At 66.6% G+C, this 15,874-nt stretch carries 15 protein-coding genes and 1 tRNA gene; 4 read left to right on the top strand and 12 right to left on the bottom strand.

The annotated features are described in order from the left end of the window. Positions 1-294: 294 nt before the first annotated feature. Complete coding sequence (locus EV147_RS15585; RefSeq protein WP_130392116.1) at positions 295-633, bottom strand: DUF2917 domain-containing protein; 339 nt, start codon at positions 631-633, stop codon at positions 295-297. Positions 634-802: 169 nt separating this feature from the next. Here EV147_RS15585 and EV147_RS15580 point away from each other — a divergent pair, with 169 nt between their 5' ends. Next, positions 803-2,203, top strand: a complete 1,401-nt coding sequence (locus tag EV147_RS15580; RefSeq protein ID WP_130392115.1) for an aminotransferase-like domain-containing protein — start codon at positions 803-805, stop codon at positions 2,201-2,203. Here the strand turns inward: EV147_RS15580 and EV147_RS15575 are convergent, their stop codons facing one another. The 4 genes from EV147_RS15575 to EV147_RS15560 all read right to left on the bottom strand — a co-directional run bounded on the left by EV147_RS15575 (position 2,204) and on the right by EV147_RS15560 (position 7,736). After that, positions 2,204-3,613 (bottom strand): amino acid permease, encoded by a 1,410-nt coding sequence (locus tag EV147_RS15575; protein ID WP_130392114.1) that lies wholly within the window; start codon positions 3,611-3,613, stop codon positions 2,204-2,206. Between the two features lie 148 nt (positions 3,614-3,761). Further along, positions 3,762-4,568 carry a hypothetical protein gene (locus EV147_RS15570; protein WP_130392113.1) on the bottom strand — a complete coding sequence of 269 codons (807 nt, stop codon included), beginning with the start codon at positions 4,566-4,568 and terminating at the stop codon, positions 3,762-3,764. A 278-nt stretch (positions 4,569-4,846) separates the two neighbouring features. Then, positions 4,847-6,364 carry a CoA-acylating methylmalonate-semialdehyde dehydrogenase gene (locus EV147_RS15565; protein WP_130392112.1) on the bottom strand — a complete coding sequence of 506 codons (1,518 nt, stop codon included), beginning with the start codon at positions 6,362-6,364 and terminating at the stop codon, positions 4,847-4,849. Positions 6,365-6,404: 40 nt separating this feature from the next. Further along, positions 6,405-7,736, bottom strand: coding sequence for an aspartate aminotransferase family protein (locus EV147_RS15560; protein WP_130392111.1), 1,332 nt, complete (start codon positions 7,734-7,736; stop codon positions 6,405-6,407). 307 nt (positions 7,737-8,043) lie between these two features. Between EV147_RS15560 and EV147_RS15555 the strand changes: the two genes are divergently transcribed. Further along, positions 8,044-9,492, top strand: a complete 1,449-nt coding sequence (locus EV147_RS15555; RefSeq protein ID WP_130392110.1) for an aminotransferase-like domain-containing protein — start codon at positions 8,044-8,046, stop codon at positions 9,490-9,492. 14 nt (positions 9,493-9,506) lie between these two features. Here the strand turns inward: EV147_RS15555 and EV147_RS15550 are convergent, their stop codons facing one another. Together EV147_RS15550 and EV147_RS15545 are read right to left on the bottom strand one after the other, a co-directional pair. Continuing rightward, entirely contained in the window at positions 9,507-10,094 is a 588-nt protein-coding gene (locus EV147_RS15550) for an acyloxyacyl hydrolase (protein ID WP_235844761.1), read from the bottom strand. Positions 10,095-10,616: 522 nt separating this feature from the next. After that, positions 10,617-11,504, bottom strand: a complete 888-nt coding sequence (locus EV147_RS15545; RefSeq protein WP_130392108.1) for an alpha/beta fold hydrolase — start codon at positions 11,502-11,504, stop codon at positions 10,617-10,619. A 201-nt stretch (positions 11,505-11,705) separates the two neighbouring features. Between EV147_RS15545 and dmeF the strand changes: the two genes are divergently transcribed. Beyond that, complete coding sequence (gene dmeF / locus EV147_RS15540) at positions 11,706-12,704, top strand: CDF family Co(II)/Ni(II) efflux transporter DmeF (protein ID WP_130392107.1); 999 nt, start codon at positions 11,706-11,708, stop codon at positions 12,702-12,704. A gap of 16 nt (positions 12,705-12,720) precedes the next feature. Here the strand turns inward: dmeF and EV147_RS15535 are convergent, their stop codons facing one another. Then, positions 12,721-13,704, bottom strand: coding sequence for a quinone oxidoreductase family protein (locus EV147_RS15535; RefSeq protein ID WP_130392106.1), 984 nt, complete (start codon positions 13,702-13,704; stop codon positions 12,721-12,723). A 57-nt stretch (positions 13,705-13,761) separates the two neighbouring features. Then, on the bottom strand, positions 13,762-14,205 hold the full coding sequence (locus EV147_RS15530) for a GNAT family N-acetyltransferase (protein WP_130392105.1): 444 nt from the start codon (positions 14,203-14,205) through the stop codon (positions 13,762-13,764). 42 nt (positions 14,206-14,247) lie between these two features. On the opposite strand from EV147_RS15530, the gene EV147_RS15525 reads away from it, so the two are divergent. Then, positions 14,248-14,454 carry a hypothetical protein gene (locus EV147_RS15525; protein ID WP_130392104.1) on the top strand — a complete coding sequence of 69 codons (207 nt, stop codon included), beginning with the start codon at positions 14,248-14,250 and terminating at the stop codon, positions 14,452-14,454. Between the two features lie 54 nt (positions 14,455-14,508). Here the strand turns inward: EV147_RS15525 and EV147_RS15520 are convergent. From EV147_RS15520 to EV147_RS15510, 3 genes are all read right to left on the bottom strand, one after another. Next, a tRNA-Cys gene (locus tag EV147_RS15520) sits at positions 14,509-14,583 on the bottom strand. A 102-nt stretch (positions 14,584-14,685) separates the two neighbouring features. After that, positions 14,686-15,165 (bottom strand): bacterioferritin, encoded by a 480-nt coding sequence (bfr, locus tag EV147_RS15515; RefSeq protein ID WP_130392228.1) that lies wholly within the window; start codon positions 15,163-15,165, stop codon positions 14,686-14,688. Positions 15,166-15,352: 187 nt separating this feature from the next. Further along, positions 15,353-15,808: a PA2169 family four-helix-bundle protein gene (locus EV147_RS15510; RefSeq protein WP_130392103.1), complete on the bottom strand. Its 456-nt coding sequence runs from the start codon at positions 15,806-15,808 to the stop codon at positions 15,353-15,355. Positions 15,809-15,874: the final 66 nt, after the last annotated feature.

The following is a 15,874-nucleotide window of genomic DNA, read 5'->3' as shown; positions in this document are numbered from 1 at the left end:
CTTGCGGCTGGCTGGCGAGGCAGGCCGGCGGTTCTGGCGACCGCGCTCACAGGGGCCGGACGATTATATGACGTTTACGTTAACGTAAGTCGAGGGGCGCGGGTAAGCACCGATCGGGCGGCAAACGTCTTCGACGCATCGTGGCACGGCCAGCCGATTCGGAAAAGTACGAGGGAGGGACGGACCAGGAGGAAGAAGGACCCGGAGACCGCGCCCGCGCCGCGGGAGGTCGGCGCAGGTGATGCGTGCGGCTCCGGTTCCCAGGAGAAAGGGAGGACGGGAGGACGAGACCCGTCAGGCGCTGACTTGCGGGCAGTCGCCGAAGGCGGCAGTCTTGCGGGCGTTCCAGCGGCGCGCCAGTTGGCGGGCGATGAACAGCGCGCGGCGCAGCGACCACGGCGCCGGCACTTCGGTCAGCAGGAAGCGGGCGCTGGCCGATTCCGCCGACAGCCAGACGCGCTCGCCTTCGGTCAGCACGCGGGTATCGCCGGGGCGCAGCCAGATGTCGGCAGGCTGGCCTTCCACAGTGAGCCAGAGCTGGCCTTCGAGCGCGGTCACGCTCTGGCCGTGGCGCGCGCGCCAGCTGACCGGATGGCCGGGTTGGTCGAGTTCGAATGTCCTGAGTTCACGCATCGGTGTCTCCTAGTCTTGCCGGACGCTGCGTGGCCTGTCATGGAAAGCCGGAGGCGCTGCGCCATGGCTTCCATTATTCATGGCGGGGACTACAATCCCATGCACAGTTCCGAACAGTTTTCGTTGAACTGTTCAGTAGTTTTTGCTGACAGTTGCCGCCCCCGCTCCCATGAAACTCCTGCTCGACGCCTCCACGGGCGTGCCGCTGACCGAACAGATCGTGCTCGGCGTGAAATCCTGGATCGCCTCGCGCGAAGCCACGCCCGGCGCCCGCCTGCCGTCGATCCGCGCACTGGCCGCCGAGCACCACATCAGCCGCTTCCCGGTAATCGAAGCCTACGACCGGCTCGTCTCGCAGGGCCTGATCGATTCGCGCCAGGGCTCAGGCTTCTACGTGGCCGAGAGCGCGCTGGCCGGGCGCAATGGCCGGGGCTGGTCCGATCCCAGCCTGGCCGAGGACCTGTCGCTCCACATCATCGACCAGTTCCACCACCCCAGCGGCACGCTGAAGCTGGCCGGCGGCTTCGTGCCCGAGGAGTGGCGCGACGTGGAGGGGCTGACGCAGGCCATCCGCCATATCACGCGCCACGACATCGACAGCGTGATCCACTACGCCACCCCGCTCGGCCACCCCGAGCTGCGCAAGCACGTGCTGACGCGCGTGCGGCAGGTGGGCGTGCAGGCCGAGTTGTCGCAGGTGCTGATCACCTCCGGCGCCAGCCAGGCGCTGGACCTGATCGTGCGCCACCTGCTGAAGCCTGGCGACACCGTGTTCGTGGAAGACCCCGGCTACTACAACCTGTTCGGCCTGCTGCGCATGCACGGCGTGCAACTGGTGGGCGTGCCGCACACGCCGAACGGCCCGGACCCGGAAGCCTGCGAGCGGCTGCTGCGCGAGCACAAGCCCAAGCTGTTCTTCACCAACAGCATCCTGCAGAACCCCACCGGTTCCACGCTGGCCCCGCCCGTGGCCTTCCGGCTGCTCGAACTGGCGCGCAGGCACAACTTCCGCTTCGTCGAGGACGACATCTTCTCGGACTTCCAGCTCAATTTCACCGACCGCCTGGCCACCCTCGACCAGCTCGAACACGTGATCTACATCGGTGGCTTCTCGAAGACCGTTTCGGCGGCGCTGAGGGTGGGCTACGTAGTGGCGGATAAGGCACTGATCAAGGACCTGATCGACGTGAAGGTGCTGACGAGCGTGGCGGGATCGCATTTTGCCGAAGCCGTCACGGCGACCATGCTGGAACGCGGCGCCTACCGCAAGTATGTAGAGCGCCTGCGGGTACGCACGCGCGAGGTGACGGCCGATGCGGTGAAGATTCTCGACCAGTACAACTGGGAGGTGTTCTGCGAGCCGGCCGGCGGCAATTTCCTGTGGGCGCGGCCACGCGCCATCGAGGATTCGCGCGAGATCGTGGCGATGGCCGAGCGCTACGGCATCTCGCTGGCGCCGGGGCACTTCTTCCGCCCCGGCGGCGAGACCTCGGCCTGGGTGCGCATCAACTCGGCCTATGCCGGCGACGACCGCTCGCGCGCCTTCTTCGACGAGGCCGGCAGCCGCTGATCAGCCCTGCGCGTCGCCGCCGTGGTTGTGCAGCACGGCGTTGCGGCGCGAGTAGAGGAAGTAGATCGCCATGCCCAGCAGCAGCCAGACAATGAACGCGATCCACGTCAGCATCTGCAGGTGCAGCATCAGGAAGACGCAGAACGCCACGGCCAGCAGCGGCACCACGGGCACGCCCGGGCAGCGGAACGCACGCGGCAGGTCGGGCTGGGTCCGGCGCAGCACCAGCGTGGCGATCGAGATCAGCGTGAAGGCGGCCAGCGTGCCGATATTGATCAGCTCGGCCAGCACGTTCAGCGGCACGAACCCGGCAATCGTGGCAAACACGATGCCGACCGCCCACGTGGCCACGAACGGCGTGGCATGCACCGGATGCACCTCCGACAGCTTCTCGGGCAGCAGCCCGTCGCGCGACATCGCAAAGATGATCCGCGTCTGGCCGTAGGTCATCACCAGGATCACGGTGGTCATGCCAAGGATGGCGCCCAGGTCGACAAACCCGGCCACCCAGTTCTGCCCGGCGTACTGCAGCGCGAGCGACACCGGGTGATCGACCCCTTCGAACTTCGCGAACGGCACGATCCCGGTCATGATGGCCGCCACGATCACGTAGAGCAACGTGCAGACCGCCAGCGAACCGATGATGCCGATCGGCAGGTCGCGGCGCGGATTGCGCACCTCCTCGGCCGCCGACGTTACCGCGTCGAAGCCGATGAACGCGAAGAACACCAGCGCCGCCGCGTTGAAGATGCCGGTGAAGCCGAACGGCGCGAACGGCTGCCAGTTGGCCGGCTCCACGTGCCAGATGCCCACCGCGATGAACAGCAGCACCACGGCCACCTTGATCGCCACCATCACGTTGTTGAGCCGCGTGGACTCGCGCACGCCGTACGACACCACCCACGTGATGGCCAGCATGATCAGCACCGCCGGCAGGTTGACCACGGTCTCGACGCCGGGTACCGCCCCCGGCGCGGCCGTCAGCGCCGCCGGCAGCTTGACGCCGAAGCCGGCGATCAGCGACTGGAAGTAGCCCGACCATCCGACCGACACGGCCGACGTGGCCAGCCCGTATTCGAGCAGCAGGTCCCAGCCGATCATCCACGCCACGATCTCGCCGAGCGTGGCGTAGCTGTAGGTATAGATGGAACCGGAGACAGGTATTGCCGACGCAAATTCTGCGTAGCACAACGCTGCAAACCCGCACGCCATGGCCGCGATCACGAACGACACGGTCAGCGCCGGCCCCGCAGTCAGCGCCCCGGTGCCGGTCAGCACGAAAATCCCCGTCCCGACGATGGCGCCAATGCCCATCAGCACCAGATCGAGCGGCCCGAGCACCTTGCGCAACCCGTCATGCTCGCTGACTTGCAGCATGGCTTCGATGTTCTTCTTGCGAAAGAGGCTCATGAGACGGCTCCGGGGTAGATCGGGTGCATTGAATATAGGTGGAACAAGGCGCGCCGGCGACCGGTAGCGCACGTCTTCCGGTCGCCGGCCAATGACGGCGGAAGGGGCGCGATGATACACGCCCCCGCCCGCCGCGCGCCAGCGGCGGTTACGCCGGGCGCTTGCAGTCCAGCACGGCCACACCGTACTGGGCGCCGTTGGCGGTGTTCAGCTTCCACGGCATCACCACGACGTGGCCGTCGTTGGCGCCGTCGCCGATGGTGAGGCTGTATTCGATCGGCTTCGAGGTGGGAGCGATCAGGCCCACGTAGGTGGTGGAATCAATCCGGGAGAAGCGGTTGTCGAGCACGACCGGCACCGAATTGCCATCGGCCTGCTTCACGGCCAGCTCGCCGCTGACGGAGATGACGCCCTCGGCGATGGTCATCGTTGCGCTGCCCGCCAGCGACTCGCCCTTGCCGATGGCGATGCGCGCGGAAGTGATATGCGGCGTGCAAGCCAGCGTGCCATCGGCCCTGGCAACGGTCGAGCGGTTGAACACGGCGTAGGACATCGCGTTTGGTGCATTGACCTCCACGCCGGTCGTCGCATTGACGACCTTGCCCACCCAGCTGCCCAGCGCGAACGATGCATTGCCGGAAATGCCCCCGACTTCGGCGGCATTGGCGGAGCGGAACGCGCCAATCGTCTGGAATGCGCCGTTGGTGTCCTGCGTCACGCCGTTCAGCGGACCTTGCGCGGTATCCATGCCCATCGAGACGAATCGTGCAGTGCTGCCAGCCACGAACGGCGCATCGACCTTGCCCGTGACGACGGTCGGCGCGGGCGCGGGCGGAGCAGGCGGCGCAATGGACGTGCCGCCCGCATGCTTGTCGTCATCACCACCGCACGCCACCAGCGCCATCGCGCACAACGCCACCGCCCCGAGGCGCACTACCCTTGCATCCAGCTTCATGTTGCATTCCCAGAAAGATTCCCCTGCGCGCAGGGCGGCGGACACTCGATGACCGGGGGATTTGTCGGCAGGTCCGGCGCCATGCAAGGGAAAGATGGTCCCCTGCCGCCACGGGCTGCCGTTGGCAGCCGTGGCTGGACGCGAAAGGGTAGCGATGGGGTCGTGGCCGGGAATTGAGGCGGATCAAACCGGGGGCGGCGCCGGCGTTTTTCTGGCGAAACTACGATGAAAAAAGGCGCTCCGTTGCAGAGCGCCCTGGGTACTCGAAAGCAGGAAAATTACTTCGCCACCGGCATCGTGAACTCCGCGCCCTTGGCGATGCTGTCCGGCCAGCGCTGCATCACGCTCTTGTAGCGCGTGTAGAAGCGCACGCCTTCCTCGCCGTAGGCGTGGTGGTCGCCGAACAGCGAGCGCTTCCAGCCGCCGAACGAGTGCCAGGCCATCGGCACCGGAATCGGCACGTTGATGCCGACCATGCCGACCTGGATCTGGCGTGCGAACGCGCGGGCAATGCCGCCGTCGCTGGTGTAGCACGACACCCCGTTGCCGAACTCGTGCGCGTTGATCAGCGACACGGCCTCGGCAAAGTCGTGCACCCGCACCACGCCCAGCACCGGGCCGAAGATCTCTTCCTTGTAGATCGTCATGTCCGGCTTCACGTTGTCGAACAGCGTGCCGCCGACGAAGAAGCCGTTGTCGTGGCCGTCCACCTTGTGGCCACGGCCGTCGGTCACCAGCGTGGCGCCCTCGGCCACCCCCCTGGCGATATAGCCCTCGACCTTGGCCTTGTGCGCGGCCGTGACCAGCGGGCCCATCTCGGCGTCGTCTTCCATGCCGTTGCGGATCTTCAGCGCGGCGGCGCGCTCGGCCAGGCGCGGCACGAGCTTGTCGGCCACGTCGCCCACGGCCACGGCCACCGAGATCGCCATGCAGCGCTCGCCGGCCGAGCCATAGGCCGCACCAATCAGCGCGTCCACGGCCTGGTCGAGGTCGGCGTCGGGCATCACCACGAGATGGTTCTTGGCCCCGCCCAGCGCCTGTACGCGCTTGCCGTGCCTGGTGCCTTCCGTGTAGATGTATTCGGCGATCGGCGTGGAGCCGACGAACGACAGCGCCTGCACGTCGGGGTGGGCCAGCAGCGCATCCACCGCGGTCTTGTCGCCCTGTACCACGTTGAACACGCCATCGGGCAGTCCGGCCTGCTTGAGCAGGTCAGCGATCAGCAGGCTCGGCGACGGGTCGCGCTCGGACGGCTTCAGCACGAACGTGTTGCCGCAGGCCAGCGCCACCGGGAACATCCACATCGGCACCATCACCGGGAAGTTGAACGGCGTGATGCCGGCCACCACGCCCAGCGGCTGGCGCAGGTTCCAGTTGTCGATACCGCCGCCGATGTTGTCGGTGAAATCGGTCTTGAGCAGGTTCGGAATGCCGCAGGCGAACTCCACCACCTCGATGCCGCGCGTGACTTCGCCCTTGGCGTCGGAAAACACCTTGCCGTGCTCGCGCGTGATCAGGGCCGCCAGATCGTCGTGGTGGCGGTCGAGCAGTTCCTTGAACTTGAACAGGATGCGCGCGCGGCGCAGCGGCGGCATTTCCGCCCAGGCAGGCCAGGCCGCCTTGGCGGCGGCCACGGCGGCCGCCACGTCATCGGCCGTGCCCATGGCCACGCGGGCAGCCACCTCGCCCGTGGCCGGGTTGAACACGTCGGCAAAGCGGTCGGTGGCCGCGCGCTGCACGGTGCCGCCGATGTAATGATGGATTTCGGCGATCTGCCGGTTTTCTGCGATGTTCACTGCGGTCTTCCTCTCGGTGTCTCGGTGTCTGCGTGCGGTCTTACTGGATGGACTGCAGCGCCTTGCGCACGGTATCGAACAGTTGGTCGATCTCGGCCTCGGAAATGATCAGCGGCGGCGAGAACGCCAGGATGTCGCCGGTGTAGCGCACCAGCACGCCCAGCTCCAGGCATTTCAGGAACGCCTCGTAGGCGCGGGCGCCCGGGGCGCCGGGGCGCGATTCCAGTTCCACGCCGGCCACCATGCCCAGGTTGCGGATGTCCTTGACGAACGGCGCGTCGCGCAGGCCGTGCACGGCGGCCTCGAACTTCGGCGCCATCCCGGTGGCGCGCTCGAACAGTTTGTCGCGCTTGTAAAGGTCGAGCGTGGCGATACAGGCGGCCATGGCCAGCGGATGACCCGAATACGTGTAGCCGTGCGGCAGCTCGATGCCACCCTGGGGCGCGGCGTTGACGATGGCGTCATGCACGTCGCGGCGCACAGCCACGGCACCCATCGGCACGGCAGCGTTGTTGATGGCCTTGGCCATCGTGATCAGGTCCGGCGTGACCTTCAGGCGCTCGGCGGCCGTGGCGGCGCCGAGGCGGCCGAACGCGGTGATCACCTCGTCGAAGATCAGCAGGATGCCGTGCTTGCTCGTAATTTCACGAAGTTTTTCGAGGTAGCCGACCGGCGGGATCAGCACGCCGGCGGAACCGGCCATCGGCTCGACGATCACCGCGGCAATGTTCGACGCATCGTGCAGCGCCACCAGGCGCTCCAGTTCGTCGGCCAGATGGGCGCCCCACTGCGGCTGGCCCTTCGAGAACGCCGCCTCGGCGATGTTCAGCGTGGCCGGCAGGTGATCGGTGCCGGGCATCACGTTGGCCGACCACATCTTGCGGTTCGGCCCGATACCGCCCACGCCCAGGCCGCCAAAGCCCACGCCGTGGTAGCCGCGCTCGCGCCCGATGATGCGCGTGCGCGTGCCTTCGCCGCGCGCCCGGTGGTACGCCAGCGCGATTTTGAGCGCCGTATCGACCGATTCCGAACCCGAGTTCGTAAAGAAAATACGATCCAGCCCCTGCGGCATCAGCGACGCCACCTTGGTCGCGGCTTCGAATTCGAGCGGATGCCCCATCTGGAACGGCGGTGCGTAGTCGAGCGTGGCCGCCTGCTGGGCGATGGCCTCGACGATTTCCTTGCGCGCATGGCCGGCTGCCACGCACCACAGGCCGGCACACCCGTCGAGGATGCTGCGGCCGTCGTGCGTCGTGTAGTACATGCCGCTGGCCGAGGCCAGCAGGCGCGGCGCGGCCTTGTACTGGCGGTTGGCCGTGAACGGCATCCACAGGGCTTCGAGATCGGGAATCACGGTCTTGGCGGCGTCCATACAGTCTCCTGGTGGCAATGGGTACGATCGGCGGCGTGGCGGCATGCCACGGAATCCGGCAACTCTACCGGCGGGGTCCGAACTAAAGAATATACGGTCTCGATGGCGCCGCCTGACCGTACAGGTCCCGATACGCCAACCGTGCAGGTCATGCGGTGGCACCTACGGGTTAGTACGAGGCCGCAGACCGCCTGTTACAGCCATGAAACACCGGTTTCACGCTGCGGCGCATCAATGGCCCCGCCCCTGACCGGAAGCGCGGGCAACCAGTACACTGTACAGGTTTCCCCCTTCCATCAAGAGTCGCATGCTTCACCTGAACCTCGTCCGCACCCGTCGCGGCGGTGAAACCCTGACCGAGCAGATCGTCGCCGGCATTGCCGAGATGGTGGACCGGCGCGCGCTGCGGCCGGGCACCGCGCTGCCATCGGTACGGCGCCTGGCCCAGCAGCACAACGTGAGCACGTTCACCGTGGCGGAGGCGTACGGCCGGCTGACCGCGCTCGGCTACCTGGCCGCGCGGCCGGGCTCGGGCTATACGGTGGCCCATCGCCACGCCCCGTCCGGCCATGCACGGGCACCGCACTGGGAGGCGCCGGGGCTCAACGCGGCCTGGCTGCTGTCTGATGTCTTTGCCGACCGTTCGGTGCCGATCAAGGCCGGCGCGGGCTGGCTGCCGGGCGAATGGCTCAACGAGGAAGGCTTGCACCAGGCCATGCGCAGCGCGGCACGGGTGCCCGCCGCGCAGGTGTCCGGCTACGGCCATCCGTACGGCTTCGGCGCGCTGCGCGAGCACATCGCCGTCCACCTCAGCCAGTACGGCATGCCGGTGCAGGCGCAGCAGGTGGTGCTGACCCAGGGTGCCACGCAGGCGCTGGACCTCGTGGTGCGCACGCTGCTGCGGCCCGGCGATACCGTGCTCGTGGAGTCACCGTGCTACTGCAACCTGCTCCAGATCCTGCGGCTGGCGGGCCTGCGCGCCATCGGCGTGCCGCGCACGGCGGCCGGGCTCGATACCGATGCGCTCGAGGACGCCATCCGCCAGCACGCGCCGCGCGCACTGTTCGTCAACACCGTACTGCAGAACCCCACCGGCGCCAGCCTCAGCAGCATGAACGCGTTCCGCGTACTGCAACTGGCCGAGCAGCACCGGCTGCTGGTGGTGGAGGACGACATCTACCGCGAACTCGCCCCGGCCGGCTCGCCGATGCTGGCCGCCATGGACGGGCTGTCGCAGGTGGTCTACGTGAACGGTTTCTCGAAGACGATCGCGCCGTCGCTGCGCGTCGGCTACCTGGCCGCCAGCCCTGACCTGGCCAAGGCGTTCGCGCGCACCAAGATGGCGGTGGGCCTGACCTCTTCGGAAGTGACAGAACGGCTGGTCTACTCGGTGCTCACCAGCGGCCACTACGGCCGCCACGTGGGCGCGCTGGCCGAGCGGCTGCGGGCGCAGCAGGACCGGGTGACGGAAAAGATGGAGGCCCACGGGCTGGAAATCATGCTGCGGCCCGAAGGCGGCATGTTCGCGTGGGCCCGGATGGCGCCGGGGCCGGACGGCATGGCGCCCGGCGGCAACCAGTTGGCGACGCTGGCGCTGGAGCACGGCATCTGGCTGGCGCCGGGTTCGTACTTCGATCCGGACGAGGCCGATTCGCCGTGGATCCGCTTCAACGTGGCCACCAGCGATGCGCCGGCGCTGTGGGCGTTCTTCGACGCCATCCGCAGCGGCGTAGCCACGAAGGCGCGCGCCGCCTGACGGATGGCCGCCGCTCAGAAGCGGTGGCGGATGTAGCCGGTGTAGAAGTTGCTGCCCGGGTTCGGTTCCTTGATGCCGGCGTTGGAGATGTGCTGGAAGCGGAAGCCCACCTCGGTGGCAGCGTTCTTGCCGAAGCCCACGCCCACGCCGAGCATGTCGGAGAACTGGAACGCGCTGCCCATGCGGTGTTCGTCGGACGTACCGGCATGGCTCAGCACGCGCAGGCCCACCGACGCCTCGGCGAACGGCACGAAATAGCCGCCGCGCTTTTCCACGCGCAGGATCGGCGAGATGCCGAACTCGAACAGATTCTGCTGGTTCGTGCCCGAGCGCGTATCCCAGCCGGCCAGGTTCACTTCGGCCTGCAGGCGGAACAGCCAGCCCTGCGGGTTGCCATACTGGATCGGCGTGTTGAAGTTGATGCCAACTTCGTACTTGTTGATGTCATGGCTCGGGTCGCGGCCATAGGCCACGTGCACCGCGGGATGTTGCCAGCCCACCAGTTCCTCGGCGCCGGCGGCCGAACTGGCGCCCGCGACGAGTGCGGCGGCGGCCAGGGTGCGGCCAAGAAGCTTGAGTCGGGCGTGGGGGGCAGTGTGCATGCGGTGTTCTTGTTTTGCTGTCTTCATGTTGGAAGGCATCGAAGAGAGTGAAGCTTGGAAAAGACGCACGCGATTTGCCCGATCCGTCCCGCGCACGTCAGCACACGGGGCGCGTCAGGTCCAAAGCCGTTCAACCAGCCAGCCAGCAGTGAGACAGATGCCGAGCCAGGCGGCGATGCAGCTTGCGATAAATCGGTACGTCATTGTTTGAATGAACAGCAGGTGGGATTTTTTGGACGAATTTTTGCGAGGCATTATACATGCATCCATGAATGTATGTATCAGGCGCGTTGCAAGCGTCACGCGAATGCCAAGGAATTTGATTCGTCAGTGAAATCCCATCGCAATAATGCCAGTGCCCGTGGAAAGTTGCAGACGGATGAAACGCCGGCGCCGCACGGACCGTTGCGAAGTGGACGAAATACGATTTGGGGGAGTTCGGGGCGGGCCGGCGCAGGCAATGGCCGGCAAGCCCCCGGGAGGGCCGCCGGGAGGCCGGGAAAGCGCTTTTCGATCAGGGACTTACGAGGCCGGGCCGCGCAGGAACGGCAGCACTTCGGCGAGCAATTGCTCGGGAATTTCTTCGGCGATGTAGTGGCCGCACGGCAGCGCGTGGCCTGTCACCCGGCGCGCCACCTTGCGCCACTCTTCCAGTGGCTGGAAACACTGTCCCACGGCGCCGTCGCGTCCCCACAACGCCAGCATGTCGCATTCGACCTGCCGGCCGGCTTCGAGGTCGGCGCGGTCGTGTTCGAGATCGATGCCGGCGCTGGCCCGGTAGTCCTCGCAAAGCCCGTGCGCGGCACCGGGCAGGCGCAGGCAGCGTTCGTACTCGGCAAGGGCGGCTTCCGTGAACGGCCCGAGCCCGGCGCTGCGGCTGCCCATGGTCTGGCGCAGGTACTGCGCGGGGTCGGCCTCGATCAGCGTCTCCGGGAACGGGGCCGGACGGATCAGGAAGAACCAGTGGTAGTAAGCCCGCGCAAAGGCTTCGTTGGTCTGCGCATACATCGCCAGGGTCGGTGCGATGTCGAGCGTGACGAGCTTCTCGACGGCCTGGGGATGGTCCAGCGCAAGCCGGTGCGCCACGCGGGCGCCCCGGTCGTGGGCGAGCACGCGGAAACGCGCGAAGCCCAGATGGCGCATCACGGCCATCTGGTCGGCAGCCATCGTTCGCTTGCTGTAGTTGCCGTGATCCGGCAACCCTGCCGGCTTGCCGCTGTCGCCGTAACCGCGCAGATCGGTCGCCACCACCGTGAAATGCCGCGCCAGCTCGCCCGCCACCTTGTGCCAGATCACATGCGTTTGCGGGTGGCCGTGCAGCAGCAGCAGCGGCGGGCCCTCGCCCCCCACCACGGCGTGGATCGGTACGCCGTCATGATCGATACGATGCGTGGCAAAACCTTCAAACATGGGGGTCTCCTCGTCTCTGCGGTGCTGGGACACGTCTGCCGGTAGTCTATCCGCGAACCGGAGCGACATTGTTTCGCGCCGCGCACGTCATTCGGGCCTGGAATTCAAGAAACGGTAACGCCCTGCTGGCAGCAGGGGCGTGGCCGGTACGGATCGTGCCGCTGGTACGCTCAGGACTTTTGCAGCGCCACTTTCTCCGCCATGCATACGCACAATTTCTCCGCGTGGACGCACTCGCACGTCTTCGACACCGGCAACCAGGCCGCCGAGCGCGGCACCCGCATCGTGATGTGGGTCACGCTGGCCATGATGGCCATCGAGATCGCCGCGGGCCTCGGTTTCAATTCGATGGCACTGCTGGCCGATGGCTGGCACATGAGTTCGCACGCGGTGGCAATCGGATTGTCCGCCTTCGCCTACGCCGCCGCGCGCCGGCTGGCGCAGGATGCCCGCTTCACGTTCGGCACCTGGAAGATCGAAGTGCTGGCCGCGTTTGCCAGCGCCGTGTTCCTGCTGGGCGTGGCCGGGCTGATGGCCTTCGGATCAGTGGAGCGCCTGCTGAGCCCGGAGCCGATCCACTACCGCGAGGCCATGGCGGTGACGGCGCTTGGCCTGCTGGTGAACCTGGGCTGCGCGCTGATCCTGGGCGGCGCCCACGGGCACGGGCACGACCACCACGGCCACGGCCACGACCATGCGCATGGACACGGGCACGACCACCACCATCACCACCACCACGACATCAACCTGCGCGCCGCCTACCTGCACGTGGTGGCCGATGCGGCCACGTCGCTGCTGGCCATCGTCGCCCTGGCGGGTGGCTGGTGGCTGGGCTGGAGCTGGCTCGACCCGGTCATGGGCCTGGTGGGCGCCGTGCTGGTGGGCAAGTGGGCGATCGGGCTGCTGCGCCAGAGCGGCACGGTGCTGCTCGACCGCGAGATGGACCACCCGGTCGTGGACGAAGTGCGCGAGGTACTGGCCCGGTTCGCCGATGCCGGGCACGGCGAGGAAGGAACGCGCGTCGCCGACCTGCACGTCTGGCGCGTGGGCCGCGAGCAGTTCGCCTGCATTGCCAGCCTGGTCACGCACGACACCGACTTGACGCCGCAACGCGTGCGCCAGGCGTTGTCGATCCATCAGGAACTGGTGCATGTCAGCGTCGAGATCAATCTCTGCGCTGACGCCGCACCCCACCGATAGGCAGCCGGGCCGCCGGCTACGGCATCAGCAGGATGGCCCCGGTGGTCTCGCGCCGCTCGGCGGCCTCGTGGGCGCGCGCCACATCGGTCAGCGGGAACCGTGCGCCGATATCGACCCTGACATGGCCGGCGGCGATCGCGTCGAACAGGTCGCGCGCGTTGGCGCGGAAGCGCGCCGGGTCCGCATTGTGCGGGAACACTGACGGACGCGTCAGGAACAGGCAGCCCTTCTTGTTCAGCAGTTCCGGCTCGATGGCCGGCGCCGGGCCGGAGGCCGCGCCGTAGAGCACCACCAGGCCAAACGTCTGCGCGCAGTCAAGCGAGCCCAGGAAGGTGTCCTTGCCAACCGCGTCGTAGACCACGGTCACGCCGTGCCCGTCGGTGGCCTCGCGCACCTGCTTGACCCAGTCACCGTGGCTGTAGTCGATCGTCACATCGCAGCCGGCCGCCCGCGCCCGCTCGCATTTGGCCGCCGAGCCGGCCGTGCCGATCACGCGGGCGCCGAGCGCCTTGGCCCAGCCGCTCAGTATCTGTCCCACGCCGCCCGCCGCCGCGTGTACCAGCACGGTATCGCCGGGCTTCACGGCATGGGTATGGCGCACCAGGTATTGCGCGGTCATGCCCTTGAAGATCGTGGCGGCCGCCTGTTCGTCGCTGACCGCGTCGGGCAGCTTCACAAGGCGATCGGCCGCCACGTTGCGGCCCTCGGCATACGCGCCAAGCCCCGCGTTCATATAGGCCACGCGATCGCCCACGGCCACATCGGATACACCCTCGCCCACGGCCTCGACCACGCCGGCGGCCTCGAACCCCAGCCCGGTGCCGGCCGGCAGCGGATAGACGCCGCGCCGCTGGTAGATATCGATGAAGTTGAAGCCGATGGCCGTGTGCCGCACGCGGGCCTCGCCGGCGGCGGGCGGCGGCAGTTCCACCGATTCGAGCCGCATCACCTGCGGCTGACCAAATTCGTGAAGACGGATGGCGCGGACTGCGGTGGGCATGGGGTCTCCTTGAGATGAGACCCGATTATTAAGGGAAATACGATTTCCTGCCGGGCGTCACTGCAATTCGGCGCACATGCACAGCGCGCTGGTGTTGCGCAGCCGCTGGAACTCCTGGCTTTCCTGCACTTCCTCGGGCAGCTTGGACGCGTGGATCAGAGAGAAGCCGTAGCGCGAGAAATAGCTGGGGCACGTGGACGTCAGCAGCACGGCGCGGCGGATGCCATTGGCCCGCGCGCGCATCATCACGGCACTGATCAGGTGGGTGGCGATACCCTGGTCGCGCCATTCGCGCAGTACCGCGACGGACCGGATAATCGCCGTATCGCCAAAAAGCTGGGCACACGCGCAGCCAATCAGCTGGGATTCGAGCACCGCCACGTGGAACTCGCAGGCAAGGCGCGGCAGATCGTCCACGGGCAGGCCGCACCGCTCAAGGACGGCCCCGATGGCTGACACGTCCGCCGGCTGAGCCAGGCGGATTCGCAGATCTCTAATCATCGTGAGCCTCTGTTTCTCTCATCACATTGGGACGGATACGCCATGGAAGCCCTGCATGGTGAAGCGCGTGCGCCAAGGGGAGCGGTGCGATGCTGGCGAATGGTGCACGTGCCCCACACTATCGCAATCGGCGTGCGGATTCCAGAAGGGAAAGCACTGAAAGCGACGGCCTGGATGCATGGACTGCCTGACTTCGCCACGAGCACGAAACAGGCCATCGCGGCGCAGCAGTATTACCGCGGTGCGTGACAGCATCGGGTAACGGCATCGGGAACGAAAACTGGAGCGGTAAAACTGGAGCGGTGGAGGCGGGGATACGGAATCGAACCGTCGTAAACGGCTTTGCAGGCCGTCGCATAACCACTCTGCCACCCCGCCACGGGGAAGGCGGAACCGGACGGACCGCCTGTGGTGCGGGCGCAGTGTAGCCGAAGTCGGAAATTCGTGCAGGACACGGCGCAAAGGCGCCGGCCGGCGCCCCTACCCGCCGAACTCGCCCATCGCCGCCTGGAGGTAGTTCTGCAGGCCGACCTTGCGCACCAGTTCGAGCTGCGTCTGCAGCCACTCGATGTGGTCCTCGGTATCGTCGAGGATTTCGGTCAGGATGTCGCGCGAGACGTAGTCGCCCACCGACTCGCAGTATTTGATCGCTTCCTTGAGGCTGGTCTGCGACACCAGTTCGAGCTTGAGATCGCAGCCGAGCATCTCCTCGGTGTTCTCGCCGACCATGAGCTTGTCGAGGTCCTGCAGGTTGGGCAGGCCTTCGAGCATCAGGATGCGGTCGATCAGCTTGTCGGCATGCTTCATTTCCTCGATGGACTCGTCGTACTCGTGCTTGCCCAGCGACTTGAGCCCCCAATGGCCGTACATCCGCGCGTGTAGAAAATACTGGTTGATCGCCGTCAGTTCATGGCGGAGCTGCCCATTCAACAACTGAATGACTTTCTTGTCGGCTTTCATGGCGGCATTCCCCAGAAAATCCCCATCGATGATTTTCATGGTAATTCGCCAGCCCGGAAGGTCAAGCTGGATGCGGCTTTCCGGCTTCCGAATGCATGATCCGGCGATTTGGAACTGATATTGATTCCGATTCCCGAAAATAAAACGGCGCCTCGCGACGGAGGCGCCGGATTAATCGCACGGCTGATTATTCACCGCTCGCGCGATAGCGGTTCCGCAAATCGCGGATCAGGTCATGATTGCGCAGCACGCCCTGGTATTGGCGTTCGATCAGCGCGCGGATATCGAAGCTGAGGTCGGTTTCCTGCAGCGCATCGGCGTATTTCTTCTTGGCGACGTCCTCGCCCTTCTCGGTTTCTTCCAGGATTGCCAGGTCCGAGCGGTCGGACACGGCACTGCGCAGGCTCACCCAGCCGCGATGGATCGCACCGGCCATGCTGCCGTGGTCCTCGGGCTTGGCGCCCAGCGCCGTTACCTGGCTCTGCAGTTCACGCACGGCGGCGCCGCATTCCGTGGCCCGGCTCGAAAACAGCGTCTTGAGTTCGGGATTCTTGGCATCCTCGGCGGCCTTGCGGAAGCCTTCCTCGCCATCGCGCGAGACTTCGATCAGGTCGTTCAGTACAGACACGTTGTTGTCAGCCATCACAGACTCCTCATCATCTCCTGGGGCGCGTCGCCCTCGGTTGGACGCGCCATGGAACATTCCGCA

The organism is Cupriavidus agavae, from assembly GCF_004217045.1.
In the GTDB taxonomy this organism is placed as follows: Bacteria; Pseudomonadota; Gammaproteobacteria; order Burkholderiales; family Burkholderiaceae; genus Cupriavidus; species Cupriavidus agavae.
The sequence above is the reverse complement of the archived record's forward strand: the minus strand, read 5'-3'. Positions and strand labels throughout refer to the sequence as shown.